The sequence below is a fragment of the Bacillus sp. ISL-18 genome, from assembly GCF_018613415.1.
In the GTDB taxonomy this organism is placed as follows: Bacteria; Bacillota; Bacilli; order Bacillales; family Cytobacillaceae; genus Neobacillus.
In genome coordinates, this window is sequence record NZ_JAGGQG010000012.1 from 163,015 (window position 1) to 179,560 (window position 16,546).

16 protein-coding genes and 1 tRNA gene are annotated in these 16,546 nt (G+C 41.0%); 16 read left to right on the forward strand and 1 reads right to left on the reverse strand.

Going from position 1 to position 16,546, the window contains the following annotated elements; genetic code table 11:
* The first annotated feature begins 18 nt into the window (after nucleotides 1-18).
* Genes rapZ through J7E81_RS19445 form a run of 4 tightly spaced genes read left to right on the forward strand, consistent with a single transcriptional unit; the run spans nucleotide 19 to nucleotide 3,230 of the window.
* A complete protein-coding gene (rapZ, locus tag J7E81_RS19430; RefSeq protein ID WP_215045089.1) occupies nucleotides 19-912 on the forward strand; it encodes an RNase adapter RapZ in 894 nt (297 codons plus the stop codon).
* Complete coding sequence (locus tag J7E81_RS19435; protein ID WP_215045091.1) at nucleotides 909-1,895, forward strand: gluconeogenesis factor YvcK family protein; 987 nt, start codon at nucleotides 909-911, stop codon at nucleotides 1,893-1,895. The genes rapZ and J7E81_RS19435 overlap by 4 nt, the downstream gene beginning before the upstream one ends.
* 59 nt (nucleotides 1,896-1,954) lie before the next feature.
* Nucleotides 1,955-2,914 (forward strand): DNA-binding protein WhiA, encoded by a 960-nt coding sequence (whiA, locus tag J7E81_RS19440; protein WP_215045093.1) that lies wholly within the window; start codon nucleotides 1,955-1,957, stop codon nucleotides 2,912-2,914.
* A 58-nt stretch (nucleotides 2,915-2,972) separates the two neighbouring features.
* Nucleotides 2,973-3,230, forward strand: a complete 258-nt coding sequence (locus J7E81_RS19445) for an HPr family phosphocarrier protein (protein ID WP_215045095.1) — start codon at nucleotides 2,973-2,975, stop codon at nucleotides 3,228-3,230.
* A gap of 333 nt (nucleotides 3,231-3,563) precedes the next feature.
* On the opposite strand, the gene clpP is transcribed toward J7E81_RS19445, so the two are convergent.
* Nucleotides 3,564-4,169, reverse strand: a complete 606-nt coding sequence (gene clpP / locus J7E81_RS19450; protein WP_215045097.1) for an ATP-dependent Clp endopeptidase proteolytic subunit ClpP — start codon at nucleotides 4,167-4,169, stop codon at nucleotides 3,564-3,566.
* 206 nt (nucleotides 4,170-4,375) lie between these two features.
* Between clpP and J7E81_RS19455 the strand changes: the two genes are divergently transcribed.
* The 12 genes from J7E81_RS19455 (at nucleotide 4,376) to J7E81_RS19510 (ending at nucleotide 16,477) form a co-directional block, all read left to right on the forward strand.
* Nucleotides 4,376-4,447: transfer RNA gene (locus J7E81_RS19455), tRNA-Arg, on the forward strand.
* A gap of 206 nt (nucleotides 4,448-4,653) precedes the next feature.
* Entirely contained in the window at nucleotides 4,654-5,973 is a 1,320-nt protein-coding gene (rpoN, locus tag J7E81_RS19460; protein ID WP_215045198.1) for an RNA polymerase factor sigma-54, read from the forward strand.
* A 20-nt stretch (nucleotides 5,974-5,993) separates the two neighbouring features.
* The gene (locus J7E81_RS19465; protein WP_215045099.1) at nucleotides 5,994-6,236 is read left to right on the forward strand and encodes a glutaredoxin family protein; all 243 of its coding nucleotides are present in this window, start codon (nucleotides 5,994-5,996) and stop codon (nucleotides 6,234-6,236) included.
* A gap of 142 nt (nucleotides 6,237-6,378) precedes the next feature.
* Complete coding sequence (locus J7E81_RS19470) at nucleotides 6,379-7,401, forward strand: sugar-binding transcriptional regulator (protein ID WP_215045101.1); 1,023 nt, start codon at nucleotides 6,379-6,381, stop codon at nucleotides 7,399-7,401.
* A 49-nt stretch (nucleotides 7,402-7,450) separates the two neighbouring features.
* The gene (gene gap, locus J7E81_RS19475) at nucleotides 7,451-8,458 is read left to right on the forward strand and encodes a type I glyceraldehyde-3-phosphate dehydrogenase (protein WP_215045103.1); all 1,008 of its coding nucleotides are present in this window, start codon (nucleotides 7,451-7,453) and stop codon (nucleotides 8,456-8,458) included.
* A 127-nt stretch (nucleotides 8,459-8,585) separates the two neighbouring features.
* Nucleotides 8,586-9,770, forward strand: a complete 1,185-nt coding sequence (locus J7E81_RS19480; RefSeq protein WP_215045105.1) for a phosphoglycerate kinase — start codon at nucleotides 8,586-8,588, stop codon at nucleotides 9,768-9,770.
* A 107-nt stretch (nucleotides 9,771-9,877) separates the two neighbouring features.
* Entirely contained in the window at nucleotides 9,878-10,639 is a 762-nt protein-coding gene (gene tpiA, locus J7E81_RS19485; protein ID WP_215045107.1) for a triose-phosphate isomerase, read from the forward strand.
* Complete coding sequence (gene gpmI, locus J7E81_RS19490) at nucleotides 10,632-12,164, forward strand: 2,3-bisphosphoglycerate-independent phosphoglycerate mutase (protein ID WP_215045109.1); 1,533 nt, start codon at nucleotides 10,632-10,634, stop codon at nucleotides 12,162-12,164. Before tpiA ends, gpmI begins: the two co-directional genes overlap by 8 nt.
* Nucleotides 12,165-12,191: 27 nt before the next feature.
* Entirely contained in the window at nucleotides 12,192-13,490 is a 1,299-nt protein-coding gene (eno, locus tag J7E81_RS19495; protein WP_215045110.1) for a phosphopyruvate hydratase, read from the forward strand.
* A 132-nt stretch (nucleotides 13,491-13,622) separates the two neighbouring features.
* A complete protein-coding gene (locus J7E81_RS19500) occupies nucleotides 13,623-14,168 on the forward strand; it encodes a DUF6241 domain-containing protein (protein ID WP_215045111.1) in 546 nt (181 codons plus the stop codon).
* A gap of 101 nt (nucleotides 14,169-14,269) precedes the next feature.
* Nucleotides 14,270-14,503 carry a preprotein translocase subunit SecG gene (gene secG, locus J7E81_RS19505; protein WP_215045112.1) on the forward strand — a complete coding sequence of 78 codons (234 nt, stop codon included), beginning with the start codon at nucleotides 14,270-14,272 and terminating at the stop codon, nucleotides 14,501-14,503.
* 1,227 nt (nucleotides 14,504-15,730) lie between these two features.
* A complete protein-coding gene (locus J7E81_RS19510; protein WP_215045113.1) occupies nucleotides 15,731-16,477 on the forward strand; it encodes an alpha/beta hydrolase in 747 nt (248 codons plus the stop codon).
* Nucleotides 16,478-16,546: the final 69 nt, after the last annotated feature.

Genomic DNA, 16,546 nt, shown 5'->3' on the forward strand with positions numbered 1-16,546 from the left:
AGAATAGGGGGAATGAATATGAGTACCGGTTCGACAAGCGAAACCCAGATGGTCATTATCACGGGAATGTCTGGGGCTGGAAAAACAGTGGCCATTCAAAGCTTTGAAGATTTGGGATTCTTCTGTGTGGATAATTTACCTCCTACACTCCTGCCTAAATTTCTTGAACTTATGAAGGAATCTGGGAATAAAATGAATAAAGTTGCTCTTGTCATGGACCTGCGCGGCAGAGAATTCTTTGACCATCTATTTAAAGGATTAGATGAACTGGCAGAGACCTCTTGGGTAACTCCACAGATTTTATTTTTAGATTCAGATGATGCTACATTGGTGCGCCGATATAAAGAGACGAGACGGACCCATCCGCTTGCGCCAACAGGACTTCCGCTTGAGGGAATCACATTAGAGAGAGAATTGCTAGAAGAGTTAAAAGGCAGAGCACAGTTAGTTTACAATACATCCCAGATGAAACCGCGTGAATTGCGTGAGAAAATATTAACTGAATTTACGACAAATAAACAATTAATGTTTACTGTCAATGTCATGTCGTTTGGATTTAAATATGGAATCCCTATCGATGCTGATCTCGTTTTTGATGTACGCTTTTTGCCGAATCCTCATTATATTGAGCATATGCGTCCAAAAACAGGGTTGGATGAAGAGGTTTCCAATTATGTTTTAAAATGGAATGAGACCCAGAAGTTTTTGGAAAAGGTAACCGATTTGCTCGGCTTTATGCTTCCGCATTATAAGAGAGAAGGAAAAGCGCAGCTTGTCATTGCGATTGGCTGTACAGGCGGACAGCACCGTTCCGTTGCCTTAGCTGAAAATATCGGCCGTTTTTTCCAAAATGATTATAAAACGGTTGTTTCTCATCGTGACATTGAGAGGAGAAAGGAAAAAACAACATGAGAGAGTTAGGACAGCCTCGCATTGTCGTAATTGGCGGTGGCACAGGATTACCCGTCTTGCTACGTGGATTAAAACAGTATCCTGTTGATATCACCGCCATCGTGACAGTGGCAGATGATGGTGGCAGCTCGGGCCGTTTGCGCGAGAATTTGCATATACCGCCTCCAGGCGACATACGCAATGTGTTAGCCTCACTGTCAGATGTTGAACCGCTCGTTGAGGAGATGTTTCAGCATCGCTTTAAAACGGCGAATGAATTATCCGGTCACTCGCTTGGTAATTTAATTCTGGCCGCAATGACCTCGATAACAGGTAATTTTGTCCATGCGATTCAGGAAATGAGCAAAATCTTAAATGTACGTGGGAAGGTCTTGCCGGCAGCGAACCAAAGCGTTGTCTTACATGCTGAGATGGAGGACGGTGCCATCGTTTCGGGGGAATCAAAAATTCCTTATTCAGGGAAAAAAATTAAAAAGGTTTATCTTACCTCCAAAAGCAGTATCCGGCCTTTACCGGAGTCGATTCAAGCCATTCGACAGGCTGATTTAATTATTATCGGACCAGGAAGTCTGTATACGAGTATTTTACCGAATCTCCTTGTTCCGCGCTTAGGTGATGAGGTGTGCCACTCCCTAGCCAAAAAGGTTTATATCTGCAATTTAATGACGCAGGCCGGAGAAACACATGGCTTTACGGCGAGTGATCATGTAAAGGCCATCTATGATCATATGAATTGTGCCTTTATCAATACCATTCTTGTCAATAATGAAGAAATCCCGCCTGATATCCAACTACGCTATAATGAAGAATTAGCAGACCCTGTCCAATACGATTTACAAAAGCTATCCGAACTCGGTCTTGAAGTCGTTCATGCGGATATTGCTTATCAGGAAAATGGGGCATTGAGGCATGATCCAAAAAAGGTCGCAAAAATTTTATATAATTTACTGATTGATGAAACTAAAAAGCGATATGAATCGTAATAAGTAGTACAATAAAGTTTATAAATTTGTTCCATTCAGTTTAATTAGGTGGTGAGGGGATGTCTTTCGCTTCGGAGACCAAAAAAGAATTAACTAACTTGGAAGTGAAAACTTGCTGTAATCTTTCTGAGCTATCAGCATTGATTCGTATGAATGGTTCCCTTTCCTTTTCGAATCGTAAGTTAGTTGTCGATATTCAAACCGAAAATGCGGCGATTGCCAGAAGAATCTATACATTATTAAAAAAAAGCTATCAAGTGCAGGTAGAACTTCTAGTTCGAAAAAAGATGCGCTTGAAAAAGAACAATGTTTACATTGTCCGCTTAGCTGAGCAGGCTAAGGAAATTTTAGAGGATACGAAAATACTTGGTGAAGGATTTACCATCATTCATGATATTTCGCCGGATTTGATCAAGAAGAAGTGTTGTAAGCGTTCTTATTTGCGTGGTGCATTTCTCGCTGGCGGCTCGGTCAATAACCCGGAGACTTCTTCCTATCATTTGGAAATTGCTTCGCTCTATAAAGAACATAATGATTCTTTATGCGAATTAATGAATACATTTGGATTGAATAGTAAAACCCTTGAACGTAAAAAAGGATTTATCACCTACTTAAAGGAAGCCGAGAAGATTACGGAATTTCTCAATATCGTGGGTGCCCATAATGCCTTGCTTCGTTTTGAAGATGTAAGGATCGTCAGGGACATGCGAAACTCCGTTAATCGCTTAGTAAACTGTGAAACAGCCAATCTAAATAAAACGATTGGTGCATCGATCAGACAGGTGGAAAACATCCGCTTTATTGACTCGACCATTGGACTTCAAGTTTTACCTGATAAGCTGAGGGAGATCGCGGAGCTCCGTGTTCAATATCCTGATGTCACGTTGAAAGAATTAGGGGAAATGGTTTCCGGTGGTACCATTAGTAAATCTGGAATTAATCACCGTTTAAGAAAAATCGATGAGATTGCTGACAAGCTCCGTATTGGAGAAGTAACGTCACATACTCACAGTTTTTAAATGTGTAATATGTGTAATATTTAACAAGTATAATAAAACAACTTGAGGAGGAATTATTATGTTGGTAAAAGAAATAGAAGTAAAATTAAAAACAGGTCTTCAAGCACGTCCTGCAGCTCTTTTTGTTCAAGAAGCAAATCGGTTTTCCGCAGATATTTTTCTGGAGAAGGATGGCAAGAAGGTAAATGCGAAAAGTATTATGGGATTAATGAGCCTTGCTGTTGGTTCAGGGGTTTTGATTAATATCATTGCCGATGGGGAAGATGAAGAGAAAGCTATTGTGGTGTTATCAGATTTTATTCAAAAAGAACAGTAATAAAGAAGGATTCGGCACAGGCTGAATCCTTTTTTAATGAAAATACTGAGTTAATCTTGAATGTTGATTTCCGCTCCAGGCGGCTTCGCTTTCCGCGGGCGTGCCGGGGAGCCTCCTCGGCGCACTTGCGCCTGTGGGCTCTCCCCTGCCCCGTACTCCCGCAGGACTTTGAATTTGCTTCCTCGAATCCGCCCACGCACGAAGGAAATGCGATAGCATTTTCGAGGAGTCTTCGCCGCCTTCCGCTCCAATCAACGTGCTAAAACTCAACAATCACCTTTAACATAGTCAAAAAAAAATAAAGCAACCGACGTGATGACGGTTGCTTTACTTTTATTTTTTCTCTGTTGTATCAGTAGGTTTACGAGTGATGATGCTGTCGATAAGGCCGTATTCTTTGGCTCTTTCAGCAGTCATGAAATTATCACGGTCTGTATCGCGTTGAATGACTTCAAGCGGTTGACCAGTGCGCTCTGCTAAGATACCATTTAATTTTTCGCGAAGGAAAAGAATGCGTTTTGCTGCAATTTCTATTTCTGTTGCTTGACCTTGCGCGCCGCCTAGTGGCTGATGGATCATCACTTCTGCATTGGGAAGTGCATAGCGTTTTCCTTTTTGTCCGGCAGCAAGCAAGAATGCTCCCATTGAAGCGGCCATACCGATACATACGGTTGATACATCTGCTTTAATGTATTGCATGGTATCGTAAATCGCCATTCCAGCTGTGATGCTTCCGCCTGGGCTGTTGATATAAAGTGTAATATCTTTTTCAGGGTTCTCTGCTTCAAGGAATAATAATTGTGCTACAATGCTGTTAGCTACATTGTCATCGATTGCGCTTCCTAGCATAATAATCCGGTCTTTTAAGAGACGGGAGTAAATGTCATAGGCTCTTTCGCCGCGGTTTGTTTGTTCAATAACTGTAGGAATCAAATTCATTTTTCTTCCTCCTTTGATTAGAAAAGGTAAAAGCTTATGTAATAGTATCATACACTGATGGTCAATAAAGGTCAAACAGTTTGCCTTCTAAAATGTTCGACAACTTTCCCATCATCAGGATAACCATTTCTCGTAAATTTAAAACCTATTTGCTGCTTGCAATTATCGAGAATGTAACATATAATATAAAAGTCGCTAATATTTATGCGCTCGTGGTGCAACGGATAGCACGTAAGATTCCGGTTCTTAAAATGGGGGTTCGATTCCCTCCGAGCGCGTCAAAAATATCACTGTGTTTTAAACACAGTGATATTTTTTTTGTTCTTTTTTAGGTGTGCAAAAATTACTATCGTAAGAAAATAAAATAAAAAGGTTTGAACAAACTTGAAAATTAGGGTTCCTTTTTTTGGTTTGATTAAATCTTCTAATAATTTAACACGGATATCCACTCATCGTGTAAAATAGAAAAGGAGGGGTGAACATGATGGATTTAAAACCGGGTTTATGGCAGCAGCAAACATTAAAATTAACCATGACGCAGGAGTTGTCGCAGGCAATCGCCTTATTGCAGTATTCTGCCCAGGAGCTGGCTGCATTTTTAGAAGATAAGGCATTGGAAAATCCTCTCCTAAAAGTCGAAAATGTGAATGTTAAACCGATGAATCCGCTGATCGACCGTAACCGTCGGAAGCATCAAAAGTCGGAAAAGGACTGGATTGAACAGATTGCAGACAAACCCTTTTCTCTTGAGGAATACTTACTCTCTCAACTTAACATTAAAAACTTAACGGCTGAGCAAATGAAAGTGATTCGGCACTTGATCAAAAATATAGATGGAAACGGTTACTTTACTGGGAGTCTTTCTGAAATTGCCCTAAAATTGCAGGTGGAGTTAGACATCATTGAGGACTGCCTCGCGATTATTCAAACACTGGAGCCGGCTGGCATTGGGGCAAGAGATTTGCAAGAATGTTTAGCTTTGCAATGTTATTATAAAAATCCAAACAACGAACTAGCGCAAACGATTCTATCAACATACTTTGTGCCCTTTGCTGAAAAAAAGTGGAAGCCGATTGCAAAAGAATTAGGTGTGAGCTTGAAGGATCTGCAAGATGTTTTTGATGAAATCCAGCAGCTCAACCCAAAACCTGGTGCATTACTCCATCAGGAGCCAACTACCTATATTATTCCCGATGCGATTATTGAGCAAACCAATGAGGGATTAACGGTCCGAATGTTTGATGAATCTCTGCCGCGGATTCGGTTTAATGAGCCTTATTATCAAAAGTTTCATAAACAAAATCAGCAGGTCAGCCGTTTCCTGCAGGATAAAGTACAGGACTACCAATGGATTTTAAAAAGTATTGAACAACGGAAAGAAACCCTTACGAAGGTTGTTGCCAAGATTGTTGAAAAACAACCGGCCTTTTTTCAAAAGGGAAGCCAATATTTAGTACCCATGACGATGAAAGAGATCGCCAGTGAACTTGAAATCCATGAATCTACCGTCAGCCGGGCTGTCCGGGAAAAATATGTGCAAACACCAATAGGCACTTATCCATTAAAAACTTTTTTCACTAGTACCATTCAAACCGCAGACGATGAGAGTACATCTTCCACACTGGTAAAGAATGAAATTGGTTTCTTGGTGGCCCAGGAAAATAAGGAAAAACCGCTATCGGACCAAGAGATGGTTGAACTGCTGAAGGGGCAAAAGGGAATCCTCGTTTCACGAAGAACCGTGGCTAAGTACCGGGAGCAGCTAGGCATTCCGTCCTCAGCAAAAAGGAAACGGTTTGTGTAATTAAGGAAAGGAAAAAAGAAATGCAGACAATCACGTTATATACTAGAAAACGCTGTCCGCTCTGTGACAAAGCGAAAAATACTATTTTAGAATTGCAAGAGGATTGGAAGTTTCGCCTTGAAGAAATCGATATTGACTCAAGTGATGAATTAACCGAACTTTATGGTCTCATGATTCCGGTTGTTCATATCGATGGAGAAGAAGTGGGATTTGGCTTTGTTGACAAAATTGACATAAGTAATCGTTTGCAAGAAAAAAACTGAGGTAAATGAGTTGAAATGAATATTTACTCCTGTTACAATGAAAAACGTAGTAGGGGTGATTTTTTTTAGCGTAGGTGGGACATAATTTGTCTATGGTGGACATTTTACGACCAACTACATATAATAAAGGAGCATGCAGTTCATGCAGTCATTTATTGATATCCAAAAAAGATTATTACCCGATCTCCTTCAAATCCTGCAGAAGCGACACACCATTTTACGATACATAGGATACATGCAGCCAGTAGGAAGAAGGAGCTTAGCTGTCAGCCTTGGGCTTACCGAAAGAATACTTCGCAGTGAAGTAGACTTCCTTAAAGAGCAAAATCTTATTCATACCAATAATGTAGGAATGAGTTTAACGTCGGAAGGGAAAAATTTACTTGAAGATTTAGAAGGTTTAATGCGTGAGCTAAAGGGTATAGACGTCATGGAACTAGAATTAAAACACCGGCTCGGCATTAAAAAGGTGATTATTGTCCCTGGTGATAGCGACGAATCATCGTTGGTCAAAGGTGAACTCGGCAAGGCTACTGCATCTTGTATGAAAAAGCTTCTAGGCGGAAAAAATATCATCGCTGTGACTGGCGGTTCCACAATGGCAGCCGTCGCGGAAAGACTTTCACCCGATTTAACCCAAAAGGAATTACTATTTGTTCCGGCAAGGGGAGGGGTTGGTGAAGATGTACATAATCAGGCAAACACGATTTGCTCGAATATGGCACACAACACTGATTCCCGGCATCGAGTTTTATATGTTCCAGGTCAGGTTAGTTCGGAAATTTACGAATCTCTGATCAAAGAGCCCGATATCCACGAGGTCTTAACTTTAATTCAATCAGCCAGCATGGTTCTCCATGGAATTGGAGATGCTATTACAATGGCTGAGCGGCGAAAAACCAACCCTGATACTAAGATGAAACTTGAAGAAGGGAAGGCTGTTGGCGAGGCATTTGGGTATTATTTTAACGAAGAGGGCGAGATTGTCCATAAGGTTCTAACAATTGGGCTTCAGCTCGAAGATCTAGAGCATATCCCTAATGTAATTGCGGTTGCAGGCGGGATATCAAAAGCCAAGGCAATAAAGGCCTATTTAAAACAAGCACCGAAATCGACGATTCTTATTACCGATGAAGGTGCAGCAAAAACGTTATTGAAAGGGTAATTCCTTTTAAAAAAATATAGCTTTACCCATACAAAGGAGGAAATTTATCATGACAGTAAAAGTTGGTATTAATGGATTTGGACGTATTGGTCGTAACGTATTCCGTGCGGCTCTAAACAATAGCAATGTAGAAATCGTTGCAATTAACGACTTAACAGATGCAAAAATGCTTGCACACCTTTTAAAATATGACACTGTTCACGGAACTCTTTCTGAAGAAGTAACCGTTGATGGTGAATACCTAGTAATCGGCAGCCACAAAGTAAAAGTTATCGCTGAGCGCGATCCTGCACAACTTGGCTGGGGCGACCTAGGAGTAGAAGTTGTTGTTGAATCTACTGGCCGTTTCACAAAGCGTGAAGATGCTGCGAAACACTTAGAAGCAGGCGCTAAAAAAGTAATCATCTCTGCTCCAGCAGATAACGAAGATATCACAATCGTTATGGGTGTTAACCAAGACAAGTACGATGCAAACAACCACCATGTACTTTCTAACGCATCATGTACTACAAACTGCTTAGCTCCATTTGCAAAAGTATTAAACGATACTTTCGGAATCAAGCGTGGTATGATGACAACTGTTCACTCATACACAAATGACCAACAAATCCTTGACTTGCCACATAAAGACTACCGTCGTGCACGTGCAGCTGCAGAAAACATGATCCCAACTTCAACTGGTGCTGCAAAAGCTGTTGCGCTTGTATTACCTGAATTAAAAGGTAAATTAAACGGTATGGCAATGCGTGTTCCAACTCCAAACGTTTCAATCGTTGACTTAGTAGCAGAATTAGAAAAAGATGTTACAGCGGATGAAGTTAACTCAGCTCTTAAAGCTGCTGCAGAAGGCCCATTAAAAGGCATTTTAGCATACAGCGATCTTCCATTAGTATCTAGCGATTACAATGGTGCTACTGTTTCTTCAACTGTAGATGGTCTTTCAACAATGGTTCTTGAAGGCAACATGGTAAAAGTATTGTCTTGGTATGACAACGAAGTTGGTTACTCTAACCGCGTTGTTGACCTTGTAGATTACATCGCATCAAAAGGACTTTAATCCTTAAGATTATATAATGTTTTCCAAAGGGGAGCGGGGAAGATTCCCCCTCCTTTTTTACTTTATGAGCTTTCAACAATATTCAAGCGGCTGTCATGACACCGCACATACTGGAGGTCCTTTACACATGAACAAGAAAACACTTAAGGATATCGATGTAAAAGGCAAACGCGTTTTTTGCCGCGTAGATTTTAACGTTCCCATGCAGGATGGAAAAATCACAGACGAAACACGGATTCGCGCAGCATTACCAACAATTCAATACTTGATGGAACAAGGAGCAAAGGTTATTTTAGCCAGCCACTTTGGCCGTCCAAAAGGGCAAGTGGTCGAAGAAATGCGCCTTACTCCTGTTGGTGTAAGACTTTCTGAGCTGCTCGGCAAAGAAGTGAAAAAAGCGGATGAGGCATATGGCGATTCTGTTAAAGCGATGATTGATACAATGAGTGAAGGCGATGTTCTTCTTCTTGAAAATGTTCGTTTCTATCCTGGTGAAGAGAAGAATGACCCTGAATTAGCAAAAGCTTTCGCTGAACTTGCGGATGTTTATGTAAACGACGCATTTGGTGCGGCTCACCGTGCCCATGCCTCAACAGAAGGTATTGCTCACAACCTCCCTGCAGTTTCAGGTTTCTTAATGGAAAAAGAACTTGATGTGCTTGGCAAAGCTCTATCAAACCCTGAACGTCCTTTTACAGCGATCATCGGTGGTGCGAAAGTAAAGGACAAAATCGGTGTAATCGAAAACCTGCTTGAACTAGTGGATAACTTAATCATTGGCGGTGGATTGGCTTATACATTCGTTAAAGCTCAAGGCCATGAAGTGGGTAAATCATTACTAGAAGCAGACAAACTCGACCTAGCAAATTCTTTCATTGAAAAGGCAAAACAAAAAGGTGTTAACTTCCTTATGCCGGTTGATGTGGTAGTAGCTGACGATTTCTCTGCTGATGCCAATAAAAAAGTCGTTTCAATCGAAGAAATCCCTGCTGATTGGGAAGCTCTTGATATCGGACCAAAAACAAGAGAAATTTATAGTGATGTGATCAAAAATTCAAAGCTTGTGATCTGGAATGGACCAATGGGCGTATTTGAAATTGATGCCTTTGCTGGCGGTACAAAAGCGGTTGCAGAAGCACTTGCTGAATCAGAAGGTACATATTCCGTTATTGGCGGCGGAGACTCAGCAGCTGCAGTTGAAAAGTTCAACTTAGCAGACAAAATGAGCCATATCTCCACAGGCGGCGGAGCATCTCTTGAGTTTATGGAAGGTAAAGCACTTCCTGGCGTCGTGGCATTGAACGATAAATAAGATTAACAAATTTTTTAATATATTTACAAAGTTACGGTAGATATTAACCATTTTTTGATAGATAGTAATAATGGGCAACGAACGTAATTATGAAAGGATGTGCCACTATGCGTAAACCGATCATTGCAGGAAACTGGAAAATGAACAAAACCCTTTCTGAAGCAAAAAGCTTTGCTGAAGAAGTAAAAGGTCTTGTACCTTCATCAGAAACAATGGAGGCTGTTATTTGTGCACCGGCTTTATTTTTACAAAGCCTTGTCGAAGTAACAGAAGGTACGAACGTGAAAATTGGTGCTCAAAATATGCACTTTGAAGAAAGCGGAGCATTCACTGGCGAAATCAGCCCGAAGGCACTTGCTGACCTAGGTGTTCAATATGTCATTATTGGACACTCAGAGCGCCGTGAAATGTTCAATGAAACAGACGAATCTGTTAACAAAAAAGCTCTTGCAGCGTTTAACTATAACTTAACACCAATCATTTGCTGTGGTGAAACACTAGAGCAGCGTGAAAATGGTGAAACCAACCAATTAGTTGGTGACCAAATCGAAAAAGCGCTTGCTGGTTTCACCGATGAGCAAGTAAAACAATCTGTTATTGCTTACGAACCAATCTGGGCAATCGGAACAGGTAAATCTTCTACTTCTGCTGATGCGAATGAAGTTTGTGCGCATATCCGTCAAGTTGTGGCAGAGCAATTCTCACAAGATGTTGCCGATGCAGTACGCATTCAGTACGGCGGCAGTGTAAAACCAGAGAACATCAAAGAATACATGGCACAGCCAGATATTGATGGTGCATTAGTAGGCGGAGCAAGCCTTGAAGCACAATCATTCCTAAAGCTACTGGAGGCAGGTCAGTATGAGTAAATCTCCAGTTGCGCTGATCATCCTTGATGGATTTGGATGCAGAAGCGAAACAAAAGGAAATGCAGTGGCACATGCAAAAAAGCCAAACTTTGACCGTTTTTGGGACAATTATCCGCATTCCCATTTAACCGCATCTGGTGAGGCTGTTGGTCTTCCAGAAGGTCAAATGGGTAACTCTGAGGTTGGTCACTTAAATATTGGGGCTGGCCGGATTGTGTACCAAAGCTTAACGCGTGTAAATATTGCAATCCGTGAAGGAGAATTTGAAAAAAATGAAACCTTTACGGGTGCCATGGATCATGTGAAAAAGAATGGCACAGCCCTGCACCTATTTGGTTTATTATCAGATGGCGGTGTTCATAGCCATATTCAGCATATGTTTGCTTTATTAAAATTGGCAAAAGAAGAAGGCGTGGAAAAGGTTTATGTCCATGCATTCTTAGATGGACGTGATGTGGGTCCAAAAACAGCTGAGTCATATATTCAGCAAACACTGGACAAAATGAAGGAGTATGGCGTTGGTGAATTCGCGACGATCTCCGGGCGCTATTATTCCATGGACCGTGACAAGCGTTGGGAGCGCGTTGAAAAATCATACCGCTCGATGGTTTATGGTGAAGGACCTGCCTATACCAATCCGCTTGACGTTGTGAAGGATTCTTATGAGCACGGAATTTTTGATGAATTCGTGATCCCATCTGTGATTACAAAAGAAGATGGACAGCCTGTGGCTACGATTCAGGACAATGATGCTGTTATTTTCTATAACTTCCGTCCGGACCGTGCCATTCAAATCTCTAACACATTCACAAATGAAGACTTCCGGGACTTTGATCGCGGACCAAAGCATCCAAAACATTTATTCTTTGTCTGCTTAACGCACTTCAGTGAATCGGTAGATGGTTATGTGGCATTTAAGCCAACAAACTTAGACAACACAATAGGTGAAGTCCTTTCTCAAAATAACTTAAAGCAGCTCAGAATTGCTGAAACGGAAAAATACCCCCATGTCACCTTCTTTATGAGCGGCGGACGTGAGGCGAAATTCCCTGGAGAAGAACGAATTTTAATCAATTCTCCAAAGGTTGCAACCTATGACCTTCAGCCTGAAATGAGTGCTTATGAAGTAACGGATGCGCTATTGAATGAAATCCAAAATGATAAGTTTGATGCCATCCTGTTGAACTTTGCTAACCCAGACATGGTTGGACACTCAGGAATGCTAGAGCCTACCGTTAAAGCGATTGAAACCGTTGATGAATGCTTAGGTAAAATTGTCGATTTAATCCTTGAAAAAGGCGGAACAGCCATTATTACAGCTGACCACGGTAATGCCGACGAAGTAGTAACACTAGAAGGCGAGCCAATGACAGCACACACAACAAACCCGGTACCAGTGATTGTTACTAAACAGGGTGTCGAACTTCGTGATGGCGGTATTCTTGGTGACTTAGCTCCAACCATGTTAGACTTATTAAATGTGGAAAAACCAGCTGAAATGACTGGAACTTCATTAATCAAATAAATTATTCTTTTTAAGGAGAGAAATTAAATGCCATATATTTTAGATGTATACGCTCGTGAAGTATTAGATTCACGCGGTAACCCAACGATCGAAGTAGAAGTAACAACTGATTCCGGTGCATTCGGCCGCGCTTTAGTACCAAGTGGTGCTTCAACTGGTGAATATGAAGCAGTTGAACTACGTGATGGCGACAAAGAACGTTACCTTGGAAAAGGTGTTCTTAAAGCGGTTGAGAATGTAAACACAATCATTGCTCCACACCTTGTACAAGAAGAATTAAGCGTTCTTGATCAAGTAGCTGTTGACCGTGCATTGATCGAATTAGATGGTACTGAAAACAAAGGTAAATTAGGTGCAAACGCGATTCTTGGTGTCTCTCTTGCTGTAGCTCGTGCTGCTGCTGATTACCTTGGCGTAACTTTATACCAATACCTTGGCGGTTTCAATGCGAAGCAGCTTCCAGTTCCAATGATGAACATCGTAAACGGCGGAGAGCACGCTGATAACAACGTAGATATTCAAGAATTCATGATCATGCCTGTTGGTGCTCCAAACTTCAAAGAAGCACTTCGCATGGGCGCTGAAATCTTCCATACATTACGTTCTGTATTAAAAGGCAAAGGCTTAAACACTGCAGTTGGTGATGAAGGCGGATTTGCTCCAAACCTAGGATCAAACGAAGAAGCACTTCAAACAATCGTAGAAGCGATCGAAAAAGCTGGTTACAAGCCAGGTCAAGAAGTATTCTTAGCAATGGATGCTGCATCTTCTGAGTTCTACAACAAAGAAGACGGTAAATATCATCTTTCTGGCGAAGGTGTTGTAAAAACATCTGCTGAAATGGTTGACTGGTACGAAGAGCTTTCTTCTAAATACCCAATCATCTCAATCGAAGACGGTTTAGATGAAAACGACTGGGAAGGCCACAAACTATTAACTGAGCGCCTTGGTAAAAAAGTTCAATTAGTAGGTGACGACTTATTCGTTACGAACACTAAGAAGCTTGCTGAAGGTATTGAAAAAGGAATCGGCAACTCCATCCTTATCAAAGTTAACCAAATCGGTACATTAACTGAAACTTTTGATGCAATCGAAATGGCTAAGCGTGCAGGTTACACAGCAGTTATCTCTCACCGCTCTGGTGAAACAGAAGACAGCACAATTGCTGATATCGCTGTGGCTACAAACGCTGGTCAAATCAAGACTGGTGCACCATCACGTACTGACCGTGTAGCGAAGTACAACCAATTACTTCGTATCGAAGATCAATTGGCTGAAACAGCTCAATACAACGGCCTTAAATCTTTCTATAACCTGAAGAAGTAATTCTATATAAGGTAAGCCCTCGTTTCTAGTGAACGGGGGCTTTTTTAATTCCTGAAAATGTCAAGCAGGGAAATCGCAAGGTTGTGTTTAATAATACAATAAACAACTTGCGATAGGGATTGGGGTAAAACGATGAAAAACTATTTCAAACAACTATCATGGGCACAGCGTGTGATGATTATGATTGCAGTTATGGTCTTAGGTATCTTTTCTTATTATCAAACGACAGGTTCACTTCCTTTTCAAAAGAAACCTGTCACGGTAATGGTACAAACATCAAAGGATGGTCAATCAGCGATTAAAATCGATGACCCGGCCAGCAAAGAAATTGAAAAGGACTTTCCTATGAATATGACAGAAGATGAAGTCATGGATGCGATTCATAAAATGTCTCATCAAAAAGTGGAAGCCAGTAAGAAGTGGGGAGCAATCCCACTGACACCCGGCCGTGTCAATCAACTTTTAAAAGTAGTTCAAAAGAATGCTAATCACTATGCCAATTCCTCTGTATACATAGACATTTTAGAGCGCTGGTCTAAAGGGGATTTTTCAGCGGTAGACAAGGATCATAACAGAATTTGGAATTTGCAAGGAGGAACCATAGGCAAGGCAGTGGGGATTTTATCGGTGGAAGAAGAGAAGGCGTATATTGAAGAGAATTATAAGATTAAACGATAAGGCTTACGGTAACTTGTCACAATAACGACTATTGTCTAAAGGGAAATTGTATGGTAAATTTAATATACTGTGAACTGTACGTCTAACAGGAGGTGGCTTACATGCATGCATTAGTCGTAACATTATTAGTTATCGTTAGTATTGCTCTTATTGCAGTTGTTTTACTACAGTCTGGTAAGAGTGCTGGCTTATCTGGTGCCATTTCTGGCGGTGCTGAAACTTTATTCGGTAAGCAAAAGGCACGAGGAATGGACTTGATCTTACACCGAATTACAGTTGTATTATCCGTATTATTTTTCCTGCTTGCCCTTGCGGTTACTTATTTTAAAATTTAATGTAAACATCCAAACCTAGCCGTTGTGCTGGGTTTTTTGTTTTTTATTTGGGGATTTGCTGTGTGGGTGCGGAATTAATCAAGAGACACGTGGAATGGTAGGCTGGTGCGAGCCTGTTTTGCGGAAATACTTCAGAAATCCACGGAAATAATTGGAGAACGTACGGAATTAATTAGAGATCATACGGAAATAAAGATCAAGTTCGCGGAATTAATCCAAAAGTACACGGAATTCAAGGTTGGGGCATGCCTCAAATTAGGAGTTTGCGGAAATAATTAAGAAATCCACGGAATTAATTGGAAAACGTACGGAATTAATTAGAAATCATACGGAAATAACGATCAAGTTCGCGGAAAAAATTTATAATTTCACGGAATCCCAGGTAGGAGCATGCCTACAATGGGGAGTTCGCGGAAATACTTCAGATATCCACGGAATTAATCGAGGAACGCACGGAATTAATTAGAAATCATACGGAAATAAGGTTTAAGTTCCCGGAAAAAATCAAATAGTACCCAGAATTCAAGGTTGGAGCAAGCCTCTAATGTGGAGTTTGCGGAATTAATTTAGAAATCCACGGAAATAATTGAAGAAGGTACGGTATTATTTAGTAATCATACGGAAATAAAGATCAAGTTCGCGGAATTATTCCAAAAGTTCACGGAATCCAAGGTGGAGGTATGCCTCTAATAAAGGAGTTCGCAGAAATATTATTTAAGAAACCCACGGAAATAATTGAAGAACGTACGGAATTAATTAGAAATCGTACGGAAATATCGACCAAGTTCGCGGAATTAATCTAAAAGTTCACGGAATCCAAGGTTGGAGCATGCCCCAAATTAGGAGTTCGCGGAAATAATTAAGAAACCCACGGAAATAATTGAAGAACGTACGGAATTAATTAGATATCATACGGAAATAACGTTCAAGTTCGCGGAAAAAAACCAAAAGTTCACGGAATCCCAGGTAGAAGCAAGCCTCTAATTAGGCGTTTGCAGAATTAATTCAGATACCCACGGAATTAATTAGTAAGCATACGGAAATATCGATCAAGTCCAGGGAATTATTTCACAAATCCACGGAATTAATCAAAACAAGCAAAGTATCCCATCCCCACATTCTCCAGCTAATCGTTTTGCTAACACCCCACAAGGCTTTTTTCTGGAATGTTACCTCTTTTAATGCTTAAACTAAGAGAAGCTACTAGAATTAAAAGGAGTTTTTAACATGAAAGTTGCACCACCGAAACCATTTACCTTTGAAGGAGGAAAACGCGCCGTCTTGCTGCTCCACGGGTTTACCGGAAATTCAGCAGATGTCCGGATGCTGGGCCGCTTTTTAGAAAAAAAAGGCTACACCTGCCATGCCCCGCACTATAAAGGCCATGGCGTACCACCGGAAGAACTCGTCCATACCGGTCCCGAGGATTGGTGGCAGGACGTCCTTAATGGATACCATTTTTTAAAAAATAACGGACATGACGAAATTGCTGTCGCCGGACTTTCACTTGGCGGCGTATTTTCCTTGAAATTGGGTTACACTGTACCTATAAAGGGTATTGTACCGATGTGTGCCCCGATGCATATAAAAAGTGAAGAAGTCATGTACCAAGGAATTCTCGATTATGCCCGCGAATATAAAAGGTATGAAGGAAAAACAGACGAACAAATCGAAGTGGAAATGAATGAGTTTAAAAAGACCCCCATGAAAACATTAAAAGCACTTCAGCAATTAATTGCCGATGTGCGTAACCATGTAGATATGGTCTATGCCCCAACATTCGTTGTCCAAGCACGTCACGATAAAATGATTAATACCGAGAGTGCCAACATCATTTACAACGAAATTGAATCGACCATAAAAGAAATCAAGTGGTATGAAGAATCAGGACATGTCATTACCCTAGATAAAGAGCGTGAACAGCTTCATGAAGATGTTTATGCTTTCTTAGAGAGTCTAGATTGGCAAGTATAAATAAAGCACCCCAAAGGAGGGAATAGTTTGGAAGATAACATTCAAAAGCACATCGATAAGCTTTTGCAA